Origin of the sequence: Butyrivibrio sp. (assembly GCF_015056685.1) — a bacterium.
Taxonomy (GTDB): Bacteria; Bacillota; Clostridia; order Lachnospirales; family Lachnospiraceae; genus Butyrivibrio.
This window is the reverse complement of sequence record NZ_SVFW01000007.1, coordinates 16,615-33,605: the sequence shown is the minus strand read 5'-3', so window position 1 is coordinate 33,605 and position 16,991 is coordinate 16,615. Positions and strand designations below refer to the sequence as shown.

At 40.4% G+C, this 16,991-nt stretch carries 11 protein-coding genes; 10 read left to right on the top strand and 1 reads right to left on the bottom strand.

Annotated features, from left to right (window positions below; translation table 11 throughout):
- The first annotated feature begins 22 nt into the window (after positions 1-22).
- The 10 genes from E7303_RS03840 (at position 23) to E7303_RS03795 (ending at position 16,329) form a co-directional block, all read left to right on the top strand.
- Complete coding sequence (locus E7303_RS03840; protein ID WP_292143917.1) at positions 23-823, top strand: glycerophosphodiester phosphodiesterase family protein; 801 nt, start codon at positions 23-25, stop codon at positions 821-823.
- An 83-nt stretch (positions 824-906) separates the two neighbouring features.
- Positions 907-1,686 carry a glucose-1-phosphate cytidylyltransferase gene (gene rfbF, locus E7303_RS03835; RefSeq protein ID WP_103868408.1) on the top strand — a complete coding sequence of 260 codons (780 nt, stop codon included), beginning with the start codon at positions 907-909 and terminating at the stop codon, positions 1,684-1,686.
- A 6-nt stretch (positions 1,687-1,692) separates the two neighbouring features.
- The gene (locus E7303_RS03830) at positions 1,693-3,684 is read left to right on the top strand and encodes a thiamine pyrophosphate-binding protein (protein WP_292143916.1); all 1,992 of its coding nucleotides are present in this window, start codon (positions 1,693-1,695) and stop codon (positions 3,682-3,684) included.
- 239 nt (positions 3,685-3,923) lie between these two features.
- Positions 3,924-4,115 carry a hypothetical protein gene (locus E7303_RS03825; protein ID WP_292143915.1) on the top strand — a complete coding sequence of 64 codons (192 nt, stop codon included), beginning with the start codon at positions 3,924-3,926 and terminating at the stop codon, positions 4,113-4,115.
- A 332-nt stretch (positions 4,116-4,447) separates the two neighbouring features.
- Positions 4,448-4,681: a hypothetical protein gene (locus tag E7303_RS03820; protein WP_292143914.1), complete on the top strand. Its 234-nt coding sequence runs from the start codon at positions 4,448-4,450 to the stop codon at positions 4,679-4,681.
- A 36-nt stretch (positions 4,682-4,717) separates the two neighbouring features.
- Positions 4,718-12,634, top strand: a complete 7,917-nt coding sequence (locus E7303_RS03815) for an InlB B-repeat-containing protein (protein ID WP_292143913.1) — start codon at positions 4,718-4,720, stop codon at positions 12,632-12,634.
- 122 nt (positions 12,635-12,756) lie between these two features.
- Positions 12,757-13,791, top strand: coding sequence for an acyltransferase (locus tag E7303_RS03810; RefSeq protein ID WP_292143912.1), 1,035 nt, complete (start codon positions 12,757-12,759; stop codon positions 13,789-13,791).
- Positions 13,792-13,971: 180 nt separating this feature from the next.
- Positions 13,972-14,187: a hypothetical protein gene (locus tag E7303_RS03805; RefSeq protein ID WP_292143911.1), complete on the top strand. Its 216-nt coding sequence runs from the start codon at positions 13,972-13,974 to the stop codon at positions 14,185-14,187.
- 9 nt (positions 14,188-14,196) lie between these two features.
- On the top strand, positions 14,197-15,432 hold the full coding sequence (locus E7303_RS03800) for a bacterial transcriptional activator domain-containing protein (RefSeq protein ID WP_292143910.1): 1,236 nt from the start codon (positions 14,197-14,199) through the stop codon (positions 15,430-15,432).
- 285 nt (positions 15,433-15,717) lie between these two features.
- A complete protein-coding gene (locus E7303_RS03795; protein ID WP_442861642.1) occupies positions 15,718-16,329 on the top strand; it encodes a GTP pyrophosphokinase in 612 nt (203 codons plus the stop codon).
- Between the two features lie 64 nt (positions 16,330-16,393).
- Here E7303_RS03795 and E7303_RS03790 read toward each other — a convergent pair whose 3' ends face one another.
- On the bottom strand, positions 16,394-16,915 hold the full coding sequence (locus E7303_RS03790) for a peptidylprolyl isomerase (protein WP_292143908.1): 522 nt from the start codon (positions 16,913-16,915) through the stop codon (positions 16,394-16,396).
- Positions 16,916-16,991 lie beyond the last annotated feature (76 nt).

Here is a 16,991-nt window from a genome sequence, read left to right as displayed (position 1 = left end):
AAATGAAAGGTTGTGAAAAAATATGCGATTTTGGGCACACAGAGGATGCAGTCAGATGTATCCGGAAAATACACTTACATCTTTTGGAAAGGCAATGGAAATTGATGGCCTTGCCGGAGTTGAGCTGGACATTCAGCTGACTAAGGATGGAGAACTTGTAGTTATCCACGATGAACGTGTGGATAGAACAACAGATGGATTTGGATTTGTGAGAGATTTTACTCTTGAGGAGCTAAAGGCTCTTCATATTTTTGCCGGCAAGGGCGTGGCAGCTGAGAAGATTCCTACAATGCGTGAAGTCATTGAGCTTTTGATGCCAAAACTGAAAGTTTACTGCGATGCCGTTAAAAGGGGCGTACCTGAAGATGAGATAAAGGAAGGCATGCGTATCAATATTGAGCTTAAGACATCAGTTTACAACTATCCGGGAATTGAGGAAAAGATAGTTAAACTTGTGGATGAAATGGGAGTTAAGGAGGCAATTGTTTATTCAAGCTTTTACCCTGAATCCCTGTTCAAAATCCATGAGTTTGAGCCTACAGCAAAGCTCGGCGTTTTGGATGATCTTTTGTCAAACTGCCTTTACAAGGCCATTGGCCTTGAGTCATTGTGGGAAGACGTGCCAGGTGGCAGCATAGCGCTTCACCCTGCGGGAATTCACATGGATCTTCCGATTGAGAAAATTCAAGGCAGAACAGTGCGTGCGTGGTTTGGCGGACATCTTTACCCTGAAGTCCCTACAGGAGGAAGGATGAACATAGAGGCATATGCTGCAAAGGGCATAACCGACGTGTTCCTCAACGAGCCAGAGAAGTACCTGTAAATTGCCAATCCTTGTTAAAACAAACAACTTGGTTTATATTATATAGGTTAAAAAAGAGAGTTTTAAAAATGAAAGGCATTTAAATGAAAGTAGTAATTTTAGCCGGTGGTTTCGGAACACGTATCAGTGAAGAGAGCCACTTGCGTCCAAAGCCAATGATTGAGATTGGCGGCAAACCAATTCTTTGGCATATCATGAAAGAGTATTCCCACTATGGATTCAACGAATTCATCATCTGTGCAGGATACAAGCAGGAAGTGATCAAGGAGTATTTCAATAACTATTATCTCCACAACTGCGACGTGACTTTTGATTTTGCTAACAGGAATAAAAAGACATTCCATTCACAGAAGGCAGAACCATGGAAAGTTACAATAGTTGATACGGGATACAGCACCATGACCGGTGGACGTATCAAGAGGATAAAAGAGCATGTGGGGAATGAGACATTCTTCATGACCTACGGTGATGGAGTCTGCGATCTTGATATGAACAAACTTCTTGAGTTCCATAAGAGCCATGGCAAGATTGCTACAGTTACAGCCATTCTTGCAGGACAGAGATTTGGTGTGTTTGATATAGATTCTGATGACTCATCAGTTGTTAAGGACTTCAGAGAGAAGGCCAACATCGATGGAGCTCGTATCAATGGCGGATATATGGTACTTGAGCCGGGAGTTTTCGACTACATCGAGGGCGATAGCACCTTCTTTGAAAAAGAGCCAATGCACAACCTTGTAAGAGACGGCGAGCTTGCAGCTTATAAGTATGACGGCTTCTGGAAGTGCATGGATACAGCAAGAGAAAGAGATGAACTCTCTGATCTCATTGAGACAGGCAGAGCTCCTTGGATCAAGTGGTGAGGTTTTATGAAATTATCAGATTATATAGTAGATTTTTTGATCAAAAAAGGTGTCACTGACTGCTTTACAGTTGTAGGCGGCGGTGCGATGCACCTTAACAACTCATTTGGCCATACAGAGGGCATGCACTGTACCCATTTCCATCACGAGCAGGGCGCAGCTATTGCTGCAGAGAGCTACTCAAGATACGGAGAAAAAGTTGCAGCACTTTGCGTTACTTCAGGCCCTGGCGGAACCAATGCCATCACAGGCGTTCTCGGCGGATGGCTTGATTCACTTCCCATGTTCGTTGTAAGTGGACAGGTCAGATACGACACTACAGTCAGATACATGGAAGGAAACACAGAGTACGGCCTCTCTAAAAGAGGCTGCAGCGCAGATTTTCAGGAAAACTCTGATTCAGAAAGACCGATTGCAAGCCATGAATTTATAAATGATTCAGGCCTTCCTCGTTCCATAGGAGACCAGGAATACGATATCACCCAGATGACTAAGCACATGTGCAAATACGCAGTCATGCTTGAGGCGCCGGAAGACATCAGGTATGTTATGGAGAAGGCCTGGCACCTTATGAGTACCGGTCGTCCTGGACCTGTATGGGTAGACGTTCCTGTTAATTACCAGGCAAAAGAAATTAATCCGGCCGAGCTTCGCAGCTTTGACGAGGAGTATAGACAAGAGCATTCATGTCTTTGCCCTGATGTGGAAAAAGACAATGCTTCTACATCAGAGCCTATGAATCACAATGAACTTCTGGCAGCGTCCCAGATGATCCTTGATGAGATCAAAAAGGCTAAAAGACCTGTCATCTACGCGGGCGGCGGAATCCGCATTTCAAAGGGCTTTGATGCTTTCAGAGAGATGGTGGACAAACTTGGAGTTCCTGTTTGTACTTATTGGAATTCTATTGACCTCATAGAGGATGAGAATCCGCTTTACTGCGGCCGCGGAGGCTACATGGGCGACAGAGCAGGAAATTTTGCAGTTCAGAATTCAGATCTTTTGCTTGTTATCGGATCCAGAATATCCATCAGACAGACCGGTTATACCTGGAGTTCTTGGGCGAGAGCAGCCAAAGTCATAATGGTGGATATCGACCCTGCTGAGATGGAAAAGCACACGATCCATGTGGATAAAAAGATCTGTGCAGATGCCAGATTGTTCATGGAAGCCATGAATGAGACCCTTGATGAGATAAAAGATTGGAAAAACTTAAAGAATGATGACCAGTCATACTTTGCATCATGCGATGACTGGCGCGCTCAATGTATCAAATGGAAAGAAAAATACCCTGTTGTGTCTGAAAATCAGCGCGCTACCGGTGATGCTCCTGTAAATGTCTATGGCTTTATCAGAGCTCTTTCTGACAAGGCACATGAAGGCTCGCTTACAGCAGTCAGCAACGGTGCCTGCTGCGTAGCTGGTTCTCAGGCGTGGCATATCAAGAACGGCAGCAGATTCATTATTAATAACGCTGTAGCCAGCATGGGCTATGGACTTCCGGCAGCAATCGGACTTTGCATTGCTTCAGGTAAAAAAGAGACCATCTGCCTTGAGGGCGACGGCAGCATCATGATGAACCTGCAGGAACTTCAGACTATAGTTACAAATAAGCTCCCTATAAAGCTCTTTCTTATAAATAATGATGGTTACCACTCCATCAGACTTACTCAGAATTATCACTTCAGTGATTATTCCAAGTTTGGAATCGGCCCAGAGAGCGGAGACCTTGCTTTTCCTGAATTTGGAAAGCTGGCAGAGGTATTTGGCTACAATTACGTTTCAATTAAAAAAGGGAATGACCTTGAGCCTGGCATTGATAAAGCTTTGTCTTCCGATACCCCTGTGTTCTGCGAAGTGTTTACAGATACAGTTCAGCCCTGGGCTCCTAAGTCATCAGTGAAAAAAGAAGCTGACGGCAGCCTTACAAGCGCTCCATTAGAGGATCTTGCCCCATTTCTTCCTAGAGAAGAACTTGCGGAAAATATGTATATTTAATTAGTTTCTAAACAAAAAATAAAGCCTATGTCTGATGCACACTTAATCGTTTCAGATATAGGCTTTATTTTTATATAAAGCACGATATTTTAGAAAAACTTTAGCGATTTATTTCTTATTTCACGAAAAAACAACAAAAATAAGAGCAATTATGATTAAAATTATGATAGCTGTTTGCGTACAATATATGCAATTGGGTTAGGACTTGATGTACAAGGTAACCTGAAAAGGGGGTAAACATGAAATCTCTTGATGCCAAACAGACATTTATCGTAAAGATCACGGATTGTCAGAATGGTACCTGGCAAGGAAAAATTGTTTGGGCAGAAGCGAACAGGACTATACATTTCAGAAGTATGATGGAAATGTTGAGACTCATGGATGAAGCTGCAACAGCAGGAATTAACCATCAGGAAGCTGTTAATGAATAAATAAAGAGAATATTAAATTCTTTATGTAATGCGGGGCTGTCGCACTATACGTGCGCCAGCTCCGTATTTTATTTTGTTTAAAAAACTATAAACTTATTTAGATAAAGCTATGTCTATATTTAGTGTCTGAAAATCCGCAGAATACGAGCTATTGCGGTTTATTTTTACTTAATACTCATTTTATAAAAACTTCATAAATCCCCTATTCCGCATGGTTGAAATATTATTTAGAATTTTATGTATAGATTATGAAATTTAGTTCAAAAAAATGGTTAATTATGATAGGTCTTATGATTACCCGGTCCATATAATTACTCATTAGGGGGAAAGTAATGAGTAAAAGAGTTATGAATGAGTATTGTAAAGGCACTTATAAAATGGGAGACACGTTCATTATAAAAGTTGACCATTGCCAGAACGGCTCTTGGCAGGGTGAACTTGTTTGGGCGAATGAACAAAAGAGTGTCAGATTTAGAAGTACATTGGAAATGTTACAGCTAATGGATGAGGCCATTAAAAGCGGTAGTAACATGAGCAGTATGGAAACGGCCCATACTTCTTCATGATTTTGCGATTTTTTTATGAGAGGGAGGCATAGTGTTATGTCAAGAAAGTTTAACAGATTTTTAGCATTCCTACTGACACTTGCGCTTGTAACAACTACTTTTAGTAGTGATTATGCAAGCACAAGATCTTTTGCTGTAGGAAGCGAAGAAGAACTTGAACAGATCTCAGAAGATTCTAACGAAGAATCTTCAGAACTCCAGTGGGAGGACATCGAAACAGATGAAGAAACTCCTGCTGAAAATGAGGAAAATGAGTCTGATATCGAGGCGGAAGTCGAGACAGAAACTGAAGGCTCTGAGGGAACACCTTCAGATCAGGCTACAGAAGGCGCTGTCGAGGAGGCAACCGCTGATATTACTAATGGAGGAAATGTTGTAGAAGAACCTGCGACAGCTCCGGCAGTAACAGAGGCAACAGCTTCTGCAACAGAGGCTGTAGAGGCTTCATCAGAAGCTACTTCTGCAAACGAGGAAAGCACAGAAGCTGCTTCAGCTGCAACATCTGCTTCTATTGAAGAGGCAGCAGACGCTGCAAGCTCAGCTTCTACTGAAATAGAAGAAAAAGAGCAGAACCTTGTAACTGTTAAGTACAAAGCATCTATGGGTGGACGTGTCTCTGTAAAAGAAGAAACCGTTGATCTCAATGATAAAGATGCTGAGTTTGAAGGTTCTGAGGCAACTCCTTGGAATGATAAATATCAGTTCACAGAGTGGGTAGACGAGGATGGCAATTTTGTAACCAATGATGCCTTGCTCGTTCCTTCTGATGTGGAAAAAGATACAACATTCACAGCCAAGTTCATGAAACTTGAAGAAATGCCTGCAATTTCCGAGAGCAAGATAACTGGAGGAATGAATGTATCTGTAGAGGCTGAAGAAGGTCTTTTCCCTGAGGGTACAACTGTATCAATTGAGGCTATTCCAGAAACTCAGGCCCTTGAAACAGCCCAGGATACTCTTGGCGATAACGTAAAAGAGGCTAAGGGTGTTGACATTAAGTTCATATACAATGAAGACGAAATCCAGCCTGCAGATGCACAGTACGTTCATGTATCAATTTCACTTGTTGAAAAGATCGAAGGTACAGACTTCACCGTGCTCCATCAGCATGACGGCGAGGTGAAAGAAATCGAGGCTGCAGTCGCTACAGAAGAAAAGAACGCAGATCCAGAGGATGAGACTAAGGTTGCGACTGGAATAGAGTTTGATTCAAATGAGTTCTCAGTATTCATTTTTGCAGGTGAAGACGCAAATAGTGAAAAGAAGGTTGTAACTTATAAGTTTTATGAAGATCCCGATAAGACAACTGTATTCAATACTCAGGCTGTCAAGAATGGCGATACTCTGTTAAATCCTGGTGTTCCGAAAACTGGTGACAATGAATCTTTTGTTAAGTGGCAGAAGATTGTTAATGAGGAACAGGTAGACATAGAGTTCGATACAATTAGTGACATCACGAAGGAGAGCCCTACAACAATCGAAGTTGTTCCTCTTCTTAAGAAGAATTACTACATCACATTCCGTGGAGAAAATGGTGAAATTTTCCATGTTGAAACTATTGAAGTAACTGGAAATCAGAGACCATCAGTAGATCTTTCAAGCATTCCAGAATATATCCCTGCGGAAGATATCAAGGCATGTATTGGATGGTCTACAAGTGAAGCAAATGCCAAAGCAGGAATAGTAATAAGCGATACAACTGTATATGCTGATACAACACCTGAGCTGTGGGCATCTGTTACTAAAGCTTATTGGGTACGTTTTGATAAGAATGGAAGCGGGGCAACATTCACTGGTGCTCAGCGTGTTAAAGATGGCGCAAGACTTAGCACAATTCAGGACAAAGTTACAGGTGATAACGCTCCTAAGCGTACAGGTTACACATTCAAGGGCTGGTCAACAGATAGTGGTGAAGACAACACCGTTAATGTTAACTGGAATAGTGTAATTAATGATGTTATTGATGAAGAGACTAATGAATACCAGTTATATGCTGTTTGGGAAGAAAATTCAAACACCACATATACTGTTATTTTCTGGACTCAGAATGTTAATGATGTTTATGATCAGGATGGAAATCCAAATAATAACAATATAGACGGAAAATACACATATGATTATAGCGAAGCTGTAAGACTCACAGGAAGAACAGGAGATGAACTTACTGAGAGTAGTGTTAATGATGCACTAAGACAAAAGGCTTGGGATGATAATAATTGGTCTATCTCTAGCATGGACGGCGCTAATTATACAGGCTTCCAGTATCTTAAGAATGATGTTTCCGGAAAATCTATCAGTAGAAATGGTGATACGGTTGTCAATGTTTACTATACACGTAAAGTAATTACACTTACTTTTAACCATAATGAAGATGTTCCGACACACGAAGAAGGCTATGCGAAGTATTACAATCAAAGTAATCACAAGAATAATCCTACTGCTGGGTATGATTACTATGATAAAGATGGTAACAAATTAAGGTATGAGAAAGAGACGAGTACTGAAGTAAAGTTCTATCAGAATTATGTTTTGGGAGGATATTATAATGAGTATACCGGTGATATATACTATATCAGTGGTTATGATAGATGGGGAGATCCAATCTATACAAAGATAGATAAGGCAAATACTACACAAAACGGTACATATTATCGACCAAGTAGATTATGGGGCTATACAGAGGTATATCGTGTAGAGGAACCAAGTACAATTGTAAAGTGGTATTACGAAGATGGCAGCTCATATACTGGTGATCTGTATTACTACTATGAAAATGATGGTTCTACCAGTCAAACAGTAACTGATACCATGAAGGGACTTTACGGTCAGACACTTACTCAGAATAATTATGTATGGCCAACACATCCTGAAGATAGCGATGAGTATTATAAGTGGGTTAGCCCTGGTACAATAACGACTTTTTTGGATGCATTTTTTGAGGATAAGACATTTACTGGAACAAAAGTAAATGAAACTGTACATACAATAAGATTTTTCCAGGAAAATGTTGATGGTGACGGATATACTGAAAAAAATTCAGTAAGAACTACAGATAATAATAACTTTAGATTGACAAATAAGTATACTGGATTCAAATTGGCTTATTATTCTTATGGTGAAGATGGAACAAAGATTGATGCAAGCAATATGCTCAATGAGGAAGTTTCGCAAACTGATAGTTGGGGTAATGAGCTATGTATCTATTTTGACAGAATAGAGTATGAGTTATCATTCATAGATGTAAGTCCATTGCCAGAAGATAACCATAATCAGACAACAGTTGAAACTATAAAGGTAAAATATGGCGTGCCACTTACGGCATATTCAGGTACAGAAGACTCCGAGGATTATAGTGATTTTGGCTATACATTTAAATATTGGGCATATGATGTTGCTGGCTCACAACAGTTTGCATTCACAAGTACTATGCCTGCTTCTAATCTTGCAGTTTATAGTTCATGGATGTCTGTATCATATCCATTAAGATTTAACCCTAATACCGGAACATTTGGTTCTGGTATACAGAGCAAAGTAGATGCACAAACAGGATATGCTGTATTGAGCCAGAGCCCAGGTGAGGCTATAGACAAGAATGAGCTTACATCTACTAGTTTTATTGATAAAGATGGTTGGAAACTTGTTGGCTGGTTCTATCAGAATGAGGATGGAACAGTAGGCGAGCCATTCCCTTATGAGCCTATCAAGAAAGATACTACACTCATTGCTAAGTGGCGTTTTGAACGCAATGTTTCTGTAGTATTTGACGGAGCAGATTATACAACAGGAGAACAGCACGGAACATTTGCAGGAGAGAAAACATATTCTGATGAAAAAAAATATGCAAGTGATTCTGCATTTAAGGCAGCAGCTGCACCTGATCAGGTAGAAAAAGGATATACATTTATCGGTTGGAAAGTTGTTGGTGACGGTACAATGTATTATCCAAACGATATCATTTCTATTACTGAGGACATGATCGATACAGAACTTGAACAGATTCTTGTAAAGGCTGTTTATCAGAAGAATGGTACTGCAGATCCTGGAGAAGAGCCTATCTTTATCAGATATCATAAGAACTTCGGACCAGAGACAGAAGCTGACGTTGTTACAGTAACAACAGATGATGATGACAAGCCACTTATAGTTAATCATCCTGTAACAGCTCCAACGTATAATGATCTATTTGGTGAAATACCTGATGCTCACTATGATTTCCTTGGCTGGAGTGCATCTTCAACAGCAACTGAAGCTTGGCTGAAAGCTGAAGAAACATATCAGATTTTTGCAGATACAACTGGAGCAACTACATCATTAGATGCAGATGGCAACAAGGTATATTCAGGTAATGATCTATATGCCGTATGGGCACCACATGAATACACTGTTTCATTTAATCTTGATGGTGGAACAGATAAACAGCCTACAGCAGGACAGATTGGGACTGGTAATCAGACAGTTGTATATCAGGGTAAGGCAAAAGAGCCAACTGTTGAAATTACAAAAGAGTTCTATAGATTAGAAGGTTGGTTACTTAATGGCGAAGCATATAATTTTGATGAACCTGTAGAAGCTGACATTACTCTAAAAGCTAATTGGGTAAGAGTTACTTATAAGTACAACATTGAGTACTACAAGGGCGAAAGTGTTGCTTCAGGTGAAAAGTTCAAAGAAACAGGCTTTGTAAACGAAATCGATGCAGCTGTTTATGAGGATGCAGGCATTGTATTAGGAATTGAAGCACTCAAAGCCAATAAGCCAACTGACGATGACGGTAATATTATTGAAGGCTATGATGATGGAACTCAGCTAGATACTATTAAAAATAATAATGGTACACTTACAGTTCAGGTTCTTTATAAGCCAATTCATCTGACAATTACTATTACTACCAAGCAGGAAACACCAACTTATGATGGTGAGGAACATACTGCAGTAGTTACAGCAACAGGCAGTAAGTCAATTGATAAGAGCAAGATTACTTATAATAATCAGCCATTGTCATCAACAACAGCTAAAGCTACAAATGTAAGTGATAATGGTTCAGCTACAGCTAAGAAGATACTGGATGCACAAAAATTCGCATACAACAAAGGAGCTTATGTTGTTGAATTCGTATTTGCTAATAACAATAACGAGAACTCAGTTACTATTCAAAAGAGAGCGATTGAACTTACAGCAAACAGCAATACCGACTTTGTATATGATGGAACAGAAAAGGAAGTAACAGGAGTAACAGTAACATCAGGAAGTCTTGCAAAGGAAAGCCACAAGGCAGATGCAACCCTTAGCGGAAACAAGAGAACAGATGTGGGAACCCAGAGCGTAACAGCCAGCAATGGTGTAGTTAAGGATGGAAACACAGATGTGACAGGAAACTATGCTATCACATATAAGCCAGGAACCCTTACAATCAATAAGGCAGGTGGAGAAGCTCTTGGACTTGATGCAAAAGGCTTTGATGTAACATATGATGCAGAGTCACATAAGGTAACAGCAAGCACAACAGTAACAGCGGGAACAACAATCTCTTACAAGGTAGGAAATGGTGAGTGGACAACAAAAGCACCAGAGTACACAGATGTAATAGATGAGACCGAAGTAACTGTAAAGGCAGAGAATGCAAACTACAACAATGCTGAGAAGAAAGTAAAGATCAGAATCAAAAAGAGAGCGATCGAACTTACAGCAAACAGCAATACAGACTTTGTATATGATGGAACAGAAAAGGAAGTAACAGGAGTAACAGTAACATCAGGAAGCCTTGCAAAGGAAAGCCACAAGGCAGATGCAACCCTTAGCGGAAACAAGAGAACAGATGTGGGAACCCAGAGCGTAACAGCCAGCAATGGTGTAGTTAAGGATGGAAACACAGATGTGACAGGAAACTATGCTATCACATATAAGCCAGGAACCCTTACAATCAATAAGGCAGGTGGAGAAGCTCTTGGACTTGATGCAAAAGGCTTTGATGTAACATATGATGCAGAGTCACATAAGGTAACAGCAAGCACAACAGTAACAGCGGGAACAACAATCTCTTACAAGGTAGGAAATGGTGAGTGGACAACAAAAGCACCAGAGTACACAGATGTAATAGATGAGACCGAAGTAACTGTAAAGGCAGAGAATGCAAACTACAACAATGCTGAGAAGAAAGTAAAGATCAGAATCAAAAAGAGAGCGATCGAACTTAAAGTTGCAGACGCTGAGAAGACTTATGGTGAAGTGGATCCTGAATTTAAACTTGAAGATGGAGAACTGGACAAAGTTTTTGGTGATGATGTAATTAGTTATGCTATTACCAGAAAGAACGCTGACAAGGATGTTGATGCCGGAACATATGAGAAGGTTCTTATAGCAAAAGAAACAAGTGATAGCGCAAGCGCAGAAGCGAGTGGACCTCATTATGCTAATGGTAACTACAATATCACATTTGTACCCGGTAACTTCGAGATTAAGAAAGCATCCGGTCAGGCTCTTGAACTTAGTGTTGAAGGATATCAGGGCGTATATGATGCTAAGGATCATACAGTAGATGTAGTTATGAATCCTGAACTTGAGCAGTCTACAACAATCTTGTACAGCACAAATGGAACTGATTGGAGTAAAGATGCACCTCAGTTTAAAAATGTTGTTGAAGGCCAGACTGTCCAGGTAAAGACAGAGAATAAGAACTATGAAGTGGCTACGGCTTCAGCAACAGTAACAATTTCAAAGAGACCTATTATTGTAATGGCCGGAAACGGAACTGAACAGTCATTCATGTTTGATGGTAAGCCACATACAGCATCAGGATATGACTGGACAAAAGAAACAGAGGCTGGAGGACTTATAGATGGACAGAAACTTGAAGCTGAGCTTGAGAACAACACTCAGACAACTGTTGGTAACTATAAGTTCAACATCAAAGAGGGCTCAGTAAAGATTACAGACGGAATCCTTATATTCAAGGAAGATGTTACTGATAACTATTCAATTGAATACGTTGAAGGTGCAATGAAGATTGCTAGCAGAAAAGACACTGGTGATGAGTATCGTATAACAGTACATGCTGACAACGTTCTGGTAACATATAATGGCAAAGTTCAGACATATACAACCGGTTATGGTGTATCTTCTGATACAGAGGATGTAAATATCGCAGCTATGATCTGGGATGCTATTAAGAATCTCTTCACACTTAAGAGCAGTGCAACAACCGGTGTGCCATTTGATATGGATGGAACAACATATACACTTTCAGGTGTAACAGTTTCAGCAAGCGGAAAAAATGTAGGAAATTACAAGTTCGTTGCTACTGGAAAAGAAGTAGTCACAATGATAATTAATGGAGAAGAAGTTCCTGTAACTGATGAATTTAAGATCAGCTATGAACTTGGTGAACTCCAGATTGGATACGCAGATGCAAAAGTTACAGCAGACAGTGCTTCTAAGGTAGAAGGCGCAACAGATCCTACGCTTACAGCTGCAGTTTCAACTACTAACTCAGCTCTTTTGACAGAGGCACAGAATACTGTTCAGTATGCAGTAGCTCGTGCAACTGGCGAAACAGCAGGAGATTACGCTATAACAGTAACAGGTGATGTATATCAGGGTAACTTCAAGGTTGATTATGTGAATAATACGTTCACTATCACAGCAGCAACACCTGCACCAACACCTACTCCAACTCCAGATCCTACACCAGCAGGCGGAGATGATCCTACACCGGCAGCACCTACACCGGTTACACCTGCACCTGTAGCTGCAGCACCTGCAGCAGCACCAGCCGCAGCAGTACTTGGAGCTACAAGAGAAGGAACAGCCGCAACAAATGGCGCAGCAGTTCTTGGATCAAGAAGAGCGAAAACTGATGACCAGACAGATGACACATCAAGAGCATTTGCAATTGTCATCGCAGCTGCAGTAGCAATTTCACTTTTCGTTACAAGAAAGAAAAAAGAAGAAGAGTAATTAAACTCTAAGAAATCCAAAAAAAGAGCTATCGGTCGCAAGGCCGGTAGCTTTTTTTGGATTTTCCAATAATCTGTTTTATGATATGCTAAAAAAGCAAACGGGGAGGAAGTTGTGTTGTTATGGGGAAAAAGAAAATTGATTACATTGTGTTTGTTAGCGTGATAGCGGCTTTTTCCGTGCTGGTGCTTCATACTAACAAATGCTTTTGGGACTTTAGTGCGACCGAGAAATACTGGATTTCGGCAAACATTATTGAGTGCATTTTTTATCCTGGAGTACCCCTCTTTTTTATGATAAGCGGGATAACTCTTATGGATTACTATGATAGATATTCGTTAAAAGAGTTCTTTATAAAAAGATGGAATAAGGCAGTTGTGCCATTTCTTGCCTGGAGCCTTATCATTATGTTTGGCAAGGTTTTAAGTCACAAGATACCAAGGGAGCAGGTGAATCCGCATTTCATTTATCAGAGTGTTACCGGAACGACCATTGTGGATTATTACTGGTTCTTTTCTTCGCTTTTTGTTTTGTATCTCAGCATGCCTTTGTATGCAGCAGTAGAAAAAGAAAAGAGAAGACTTGTATTTTCTTACCTTGTCGCAGCGGGATTTGCCCTGAATATCCTGGCGCCATTTATTACCGGCGTTTTTCAGCTGGATATGAATACACCATACGCAGTTACAAGTGTAATGGGAGTGCTTATCTGGGTACCAATCGGGTGGCTGCTTCATGATACGGAGTTCAGTAAACCTCAGAAGTTTACAATATATGGACTTGCTATTGCAGGTCTTTTGCTCCATATAATTGGTACCTATTCGCTGTCGATGCGCATCGGAATGATCGATGGGACCTTTAAGGGATACGAGAACGTTCCAAGTGTCCTTTATTCTGTCGGAGTTTTTGTCCTGTTAAAAGACATTGGAAGAAAGGTTATGGAGAGTAAGGCCAGGGGATTTATTTCTTTTCTTGGTGGATACACCTATCCCATTTACCTTATGCAATTTATTTTCATAAAGACGATTCCGCTTCTGCCATTTGTTGATACCAGGTCGTTATTATATCGACTTGGGGCGCCATTTGTTATCATCCCTATGATAATTGTGGTGGCGGCAGTCATGAGGAAAATCCCTGTCGTAAGACGCATAGTTCCTTAAATATACGGCATTTTCAAGAGCTTCTGATCTGGTAAAAAAATCAGGAGCTCTTTTTGTATCATAATATGAACATTAGACGACAAAAAAAATACAAGTTGCGACAATCTTTGTTAGTGTAATTTTATTTCATGTTAATCTAAAATCAGAGAAATAAAAGTGTAGTTGTATAGGAGATGGTATATGAGTAATCCTATTTACAATGATGAGGGGTTAAGAGTTGTTCGGGAAGACTACTGCTGCGAGCATTGGGAGCCAGATAAAGGGGTCTTGGTTCCTTTGAGGGAGTGCTGGTGTTGCAAGTGGTCTAACTTCAGGATTGAAGGGACAAATACCGAAGTTGAGAATTTAAGTGTCTGCAATTATGAGGGAAATGTAGAGACAGCAATCACTAGTTGAGGTGAAACTATGAACGAGGGGTTAGGAATCAGATTAGATGTTCAAATGTTCGGTGGGCTTGCGATTTCTTATGAGGGAAGAAACGTATCCGTTGGAAAGAACAAAGGAGCTAAGTACATTCAGCTCCTTGAACTTGTGTGGCTTGCTGGTGAAAACGGCATCACCAAAGAGCAGCTAATTAACACGCTTTACGAGAGAGAAGAGCAGTCTAATCTTAATAACAGCTTTAATAATCTGATCTATCAGATGCATAAACAGCTTAAGAGTTCTACCCTTCCTGATTATGAGTACATAGTGAACAAGGATGGCATTTTCTATGTTGATGAGAATGTGGAGGTAGTCACTGATGCAGGAAGCTTTGAGGCTGCAGTGCGTAATGCCAGATTGTGCGGTGATACTACAGAGGGGATTCTTTTCTACAAGCAGGCTGTAGAGCTCTATAAAGCGGAGCTTCTTCCGGAGCTTTCAACACAGGAATGGGTTATCATCAAGAGCGTTCAGCTTCAGAAGATGTATGCAGAGTGCGTAGTTGCCCTTGGCAATTACTATGAAAAGAAAAAAGATTACAATGCAATGTACCGCGTATACAAAAAAGCGGCTCAGTTATATCCGGATGATGAGTGGCAGGTTGGTGAGATCAATGCGCTTATAGGCATGGAATCATACGATGAAGCATATGCTATTTACGATGAGACTGTCAGGTATTATACTGATGAATTAGGAATCACTCCAAGTAGCGACCTTATGGAGTGCTATGAGAAAATGAGCAGACAGATTACTAATACACCAGGTAAGATACTTAAGATAAGAGACGACATCATCGAGAGAAGAGACAGTGCCAAGACGGACGCGGGAAGAGCTTATGATTGCTCATATCCAAGCTTCATTGACGCTTATCATATTTTAAGTCGCAACATGGAAAGAAGTGGCCAGTCAGTATATATGATGCTTCTCACTTTGGTTGATTATGAAGGTAAGCAGATCACTAATCAGACCAAGCTTGAAACAAAAGCTAAGCTCTTGCAGAAGGCCATTGCTCAGACTTTGAGACAGGGTGACACATATTGCAAGTACTCAGCATCTCAGTTCTTACTCCTTCTTGCTGGAACCAACAAGGAGAGTTGCAAAATAGTTTATAGAAGAGTATTGAACAAATATAAAGTCTTAGCCGGACCAAGAGCTGAGATTGAATACAGCGTAGTTTCACTTGCTGAACTTCCGCAGTCTTTGTCAGAGGCAAAATGATCTTTATAAATTATTAGTGGGGCTAGTGGTTTTTTTATGAGGATTCCGCGAGAGTGTTTATCACTTTCGCGGAATTTTGGGTTTATTGAAAATTTAATATTTAGTTCACAGAACGTTTAAGGTATACTGATATACTGTACATGAGATATTAGGCGAAAGGAAGTGAAGTCTATGGCAGTCAAGAGATTAGACTATTCTAAGATAGATTTTGCTAAGCTTACGGGAAGATCTGAAAAAAGTCATACTGAAGAGGGCAGTCAGATAGATATTGAGAATCTGCTTAAGATGAAGGATCAGGTTAAGGACTTCCAAATCCTGATGATGAAATATGATTGCGCGTTATCAGAAGTCAGGACTAAGCTGGATGTTCTTAATAAAGAGCTTTCATTGATAAATAATAGAAATCCTTTTGAATCGATCAAAATGAGAATAAAGACACCTACCAGCATTTATAACAAGCTGAGCAATAAGGGTGTGGATTTTACCGTTGAGAATATAAGCAAAAATCTTTCAGATATAGCCGGAATAAGGGTTATATGTTCTTTTATAGACGACATTTATATGCTTGCAGATTGCCTGGCTAAACAGGATGATATCACTGTCATCCAGAAAAAGGATTACATTGAGAATCCCAAGGCGAGCGGCTACAGGAGCCTTCACCTCATTATTGAGGTGCCTATTTTCCTTACTACGGAAAAAGAGTATATGAAGGTAGAGGTTCAGTTCAGAACAATCGCGATGGATTTCTGGGCAAGCCTTGAGCACAAGATGAAGTATAAAAAGAACATTCAGCATCAGGATGTTATTTCAGACGATCTTAAGTTTAGTGCAGATCTTATCAATCAGCTGGATCTGAGAATGCAGCAGATAAGAGAAAAAATTGACGAAGAAGAATAGTAAAAAAAGACCTGGAAGCCAAGTGCTTTCAGGTCTTTGCTTTTTCTTTTGCCAAAGCTATGATTCAGGCCTTCTCAGGTTCTGGATAAGATACGCCAAAGGTCTCAACTGTAACTGTCTTCATAACCTGGTCATTAACAGGTCTGTCGTTCCAGTCTGTGTCTGTCTCAGCAATCTTGTTTACAACGTCCATTCCTTCTGTAACTTTACCGAATGCAGCGTAGTCTCCGTCAAGGTGTGGAGAAGTCTTGTGCATGATAAAGAACTGTGAGCCCGCTGAGTTAGGCATCATTGATCTTGCCATCGAAATAACGCCTTCAGTGTGCTTAAGGTCATTCTTGAATCCGTTGGATGAGAACTCACCCTTGATTCCATATCCTGGGCCGCCCATTCCTGTTCCCTCAGGATCTCCACCCTGGAGCATGAAACCGCGGATAACTCTGTGGAAAATAAGTCCGTCGTAGAATTTTTTGTTAATAAGTGAAATGAAGTTATTGACTGTGTTAGGTGCAATCTCAGGATAGAGCTCAGCCTTGATAACGTCACCGTTTTCCATTGTGATTGTAACAATAGGATTCTGTGCCATAGATTCGTCCTCTTTTCTATATGATAATATCTCTGCCTATTATAGCAGATTTATCGATGTTATGAATGGCGTATAC

Coding starts and splice junctions, on each gene's coding strand:
- E7303_RS03810 (WP_292143912.1), top strand. CDS start 12,757: ATGGGGAAAAAGAAAATTGATTACATTGTGTTTGTTAGCGTGATAGCG.
- E7303_RS03795 (WP_442861642.1), top strand. CDS start 15,718: ATGAAGGATCAGGTTAAGGACTTCCAAATCCTGATGATGAAATATGAT.
- rfbF (WP_103868408.1), top strand. CDS start 907: ATGAAAGTAGTAATTTTAGCCGGTGGTTTCGGAACACGTATCAGTGAA.
- E7303_RS03815 (WP_292143913.1), top strand. CDS start 4,718: ATGTCAAGAAAGTTTAACAGATTTTTAGCATTCCTACTGACACTTGCG.
- E7303_RS03840 (WP_292143917.1), top strand. CDS start 23: ATGCGATTTTGGGCACACAGAGGATGCAGTCAGATGTATCCGGAAAAT.
- E7303_RS03830 (WP_292143916.1), top strand. CDS start 1,693: ATGAAATTATCAGATTATATAGTAGATTTTTTGATCAAAAAAGGTGTC.
- E7303_RS03790 (WP_292143908.1), bottom strand. CDS start 16,915: ATGGCACAGAATCCTATTGTTACAATCACAATGGAAAACGGTGACGTT.
- E7303_RS03805 (WP_292143911.1), top strand. CDS start 13,972: ATGAGTAATCCTATTTACAATGATGAGGGGTTAAGAGTTGTTCGGGAA.
- E7303_RS03825 (WP_292143915.1), top strand. CDS start 3,924: ATGAAATCTCTTGATGCCAAACAGACATTTATCGTAAAGATCACGGAT.
- E7303_RS03800 (WP_292143910.1), top strand. CDS start 14,197: ATGAACGAGGGGTTAGGAATCAGATTAGATGTTCAAATGTTCGGTGGG.
- E7303_RS03820 (WP_292143914.1), top strand. CDS start 4,448: ATGAGTAAAAGAGTTATGAATGAGTATTGTAAAGGCACTTATAAAATG.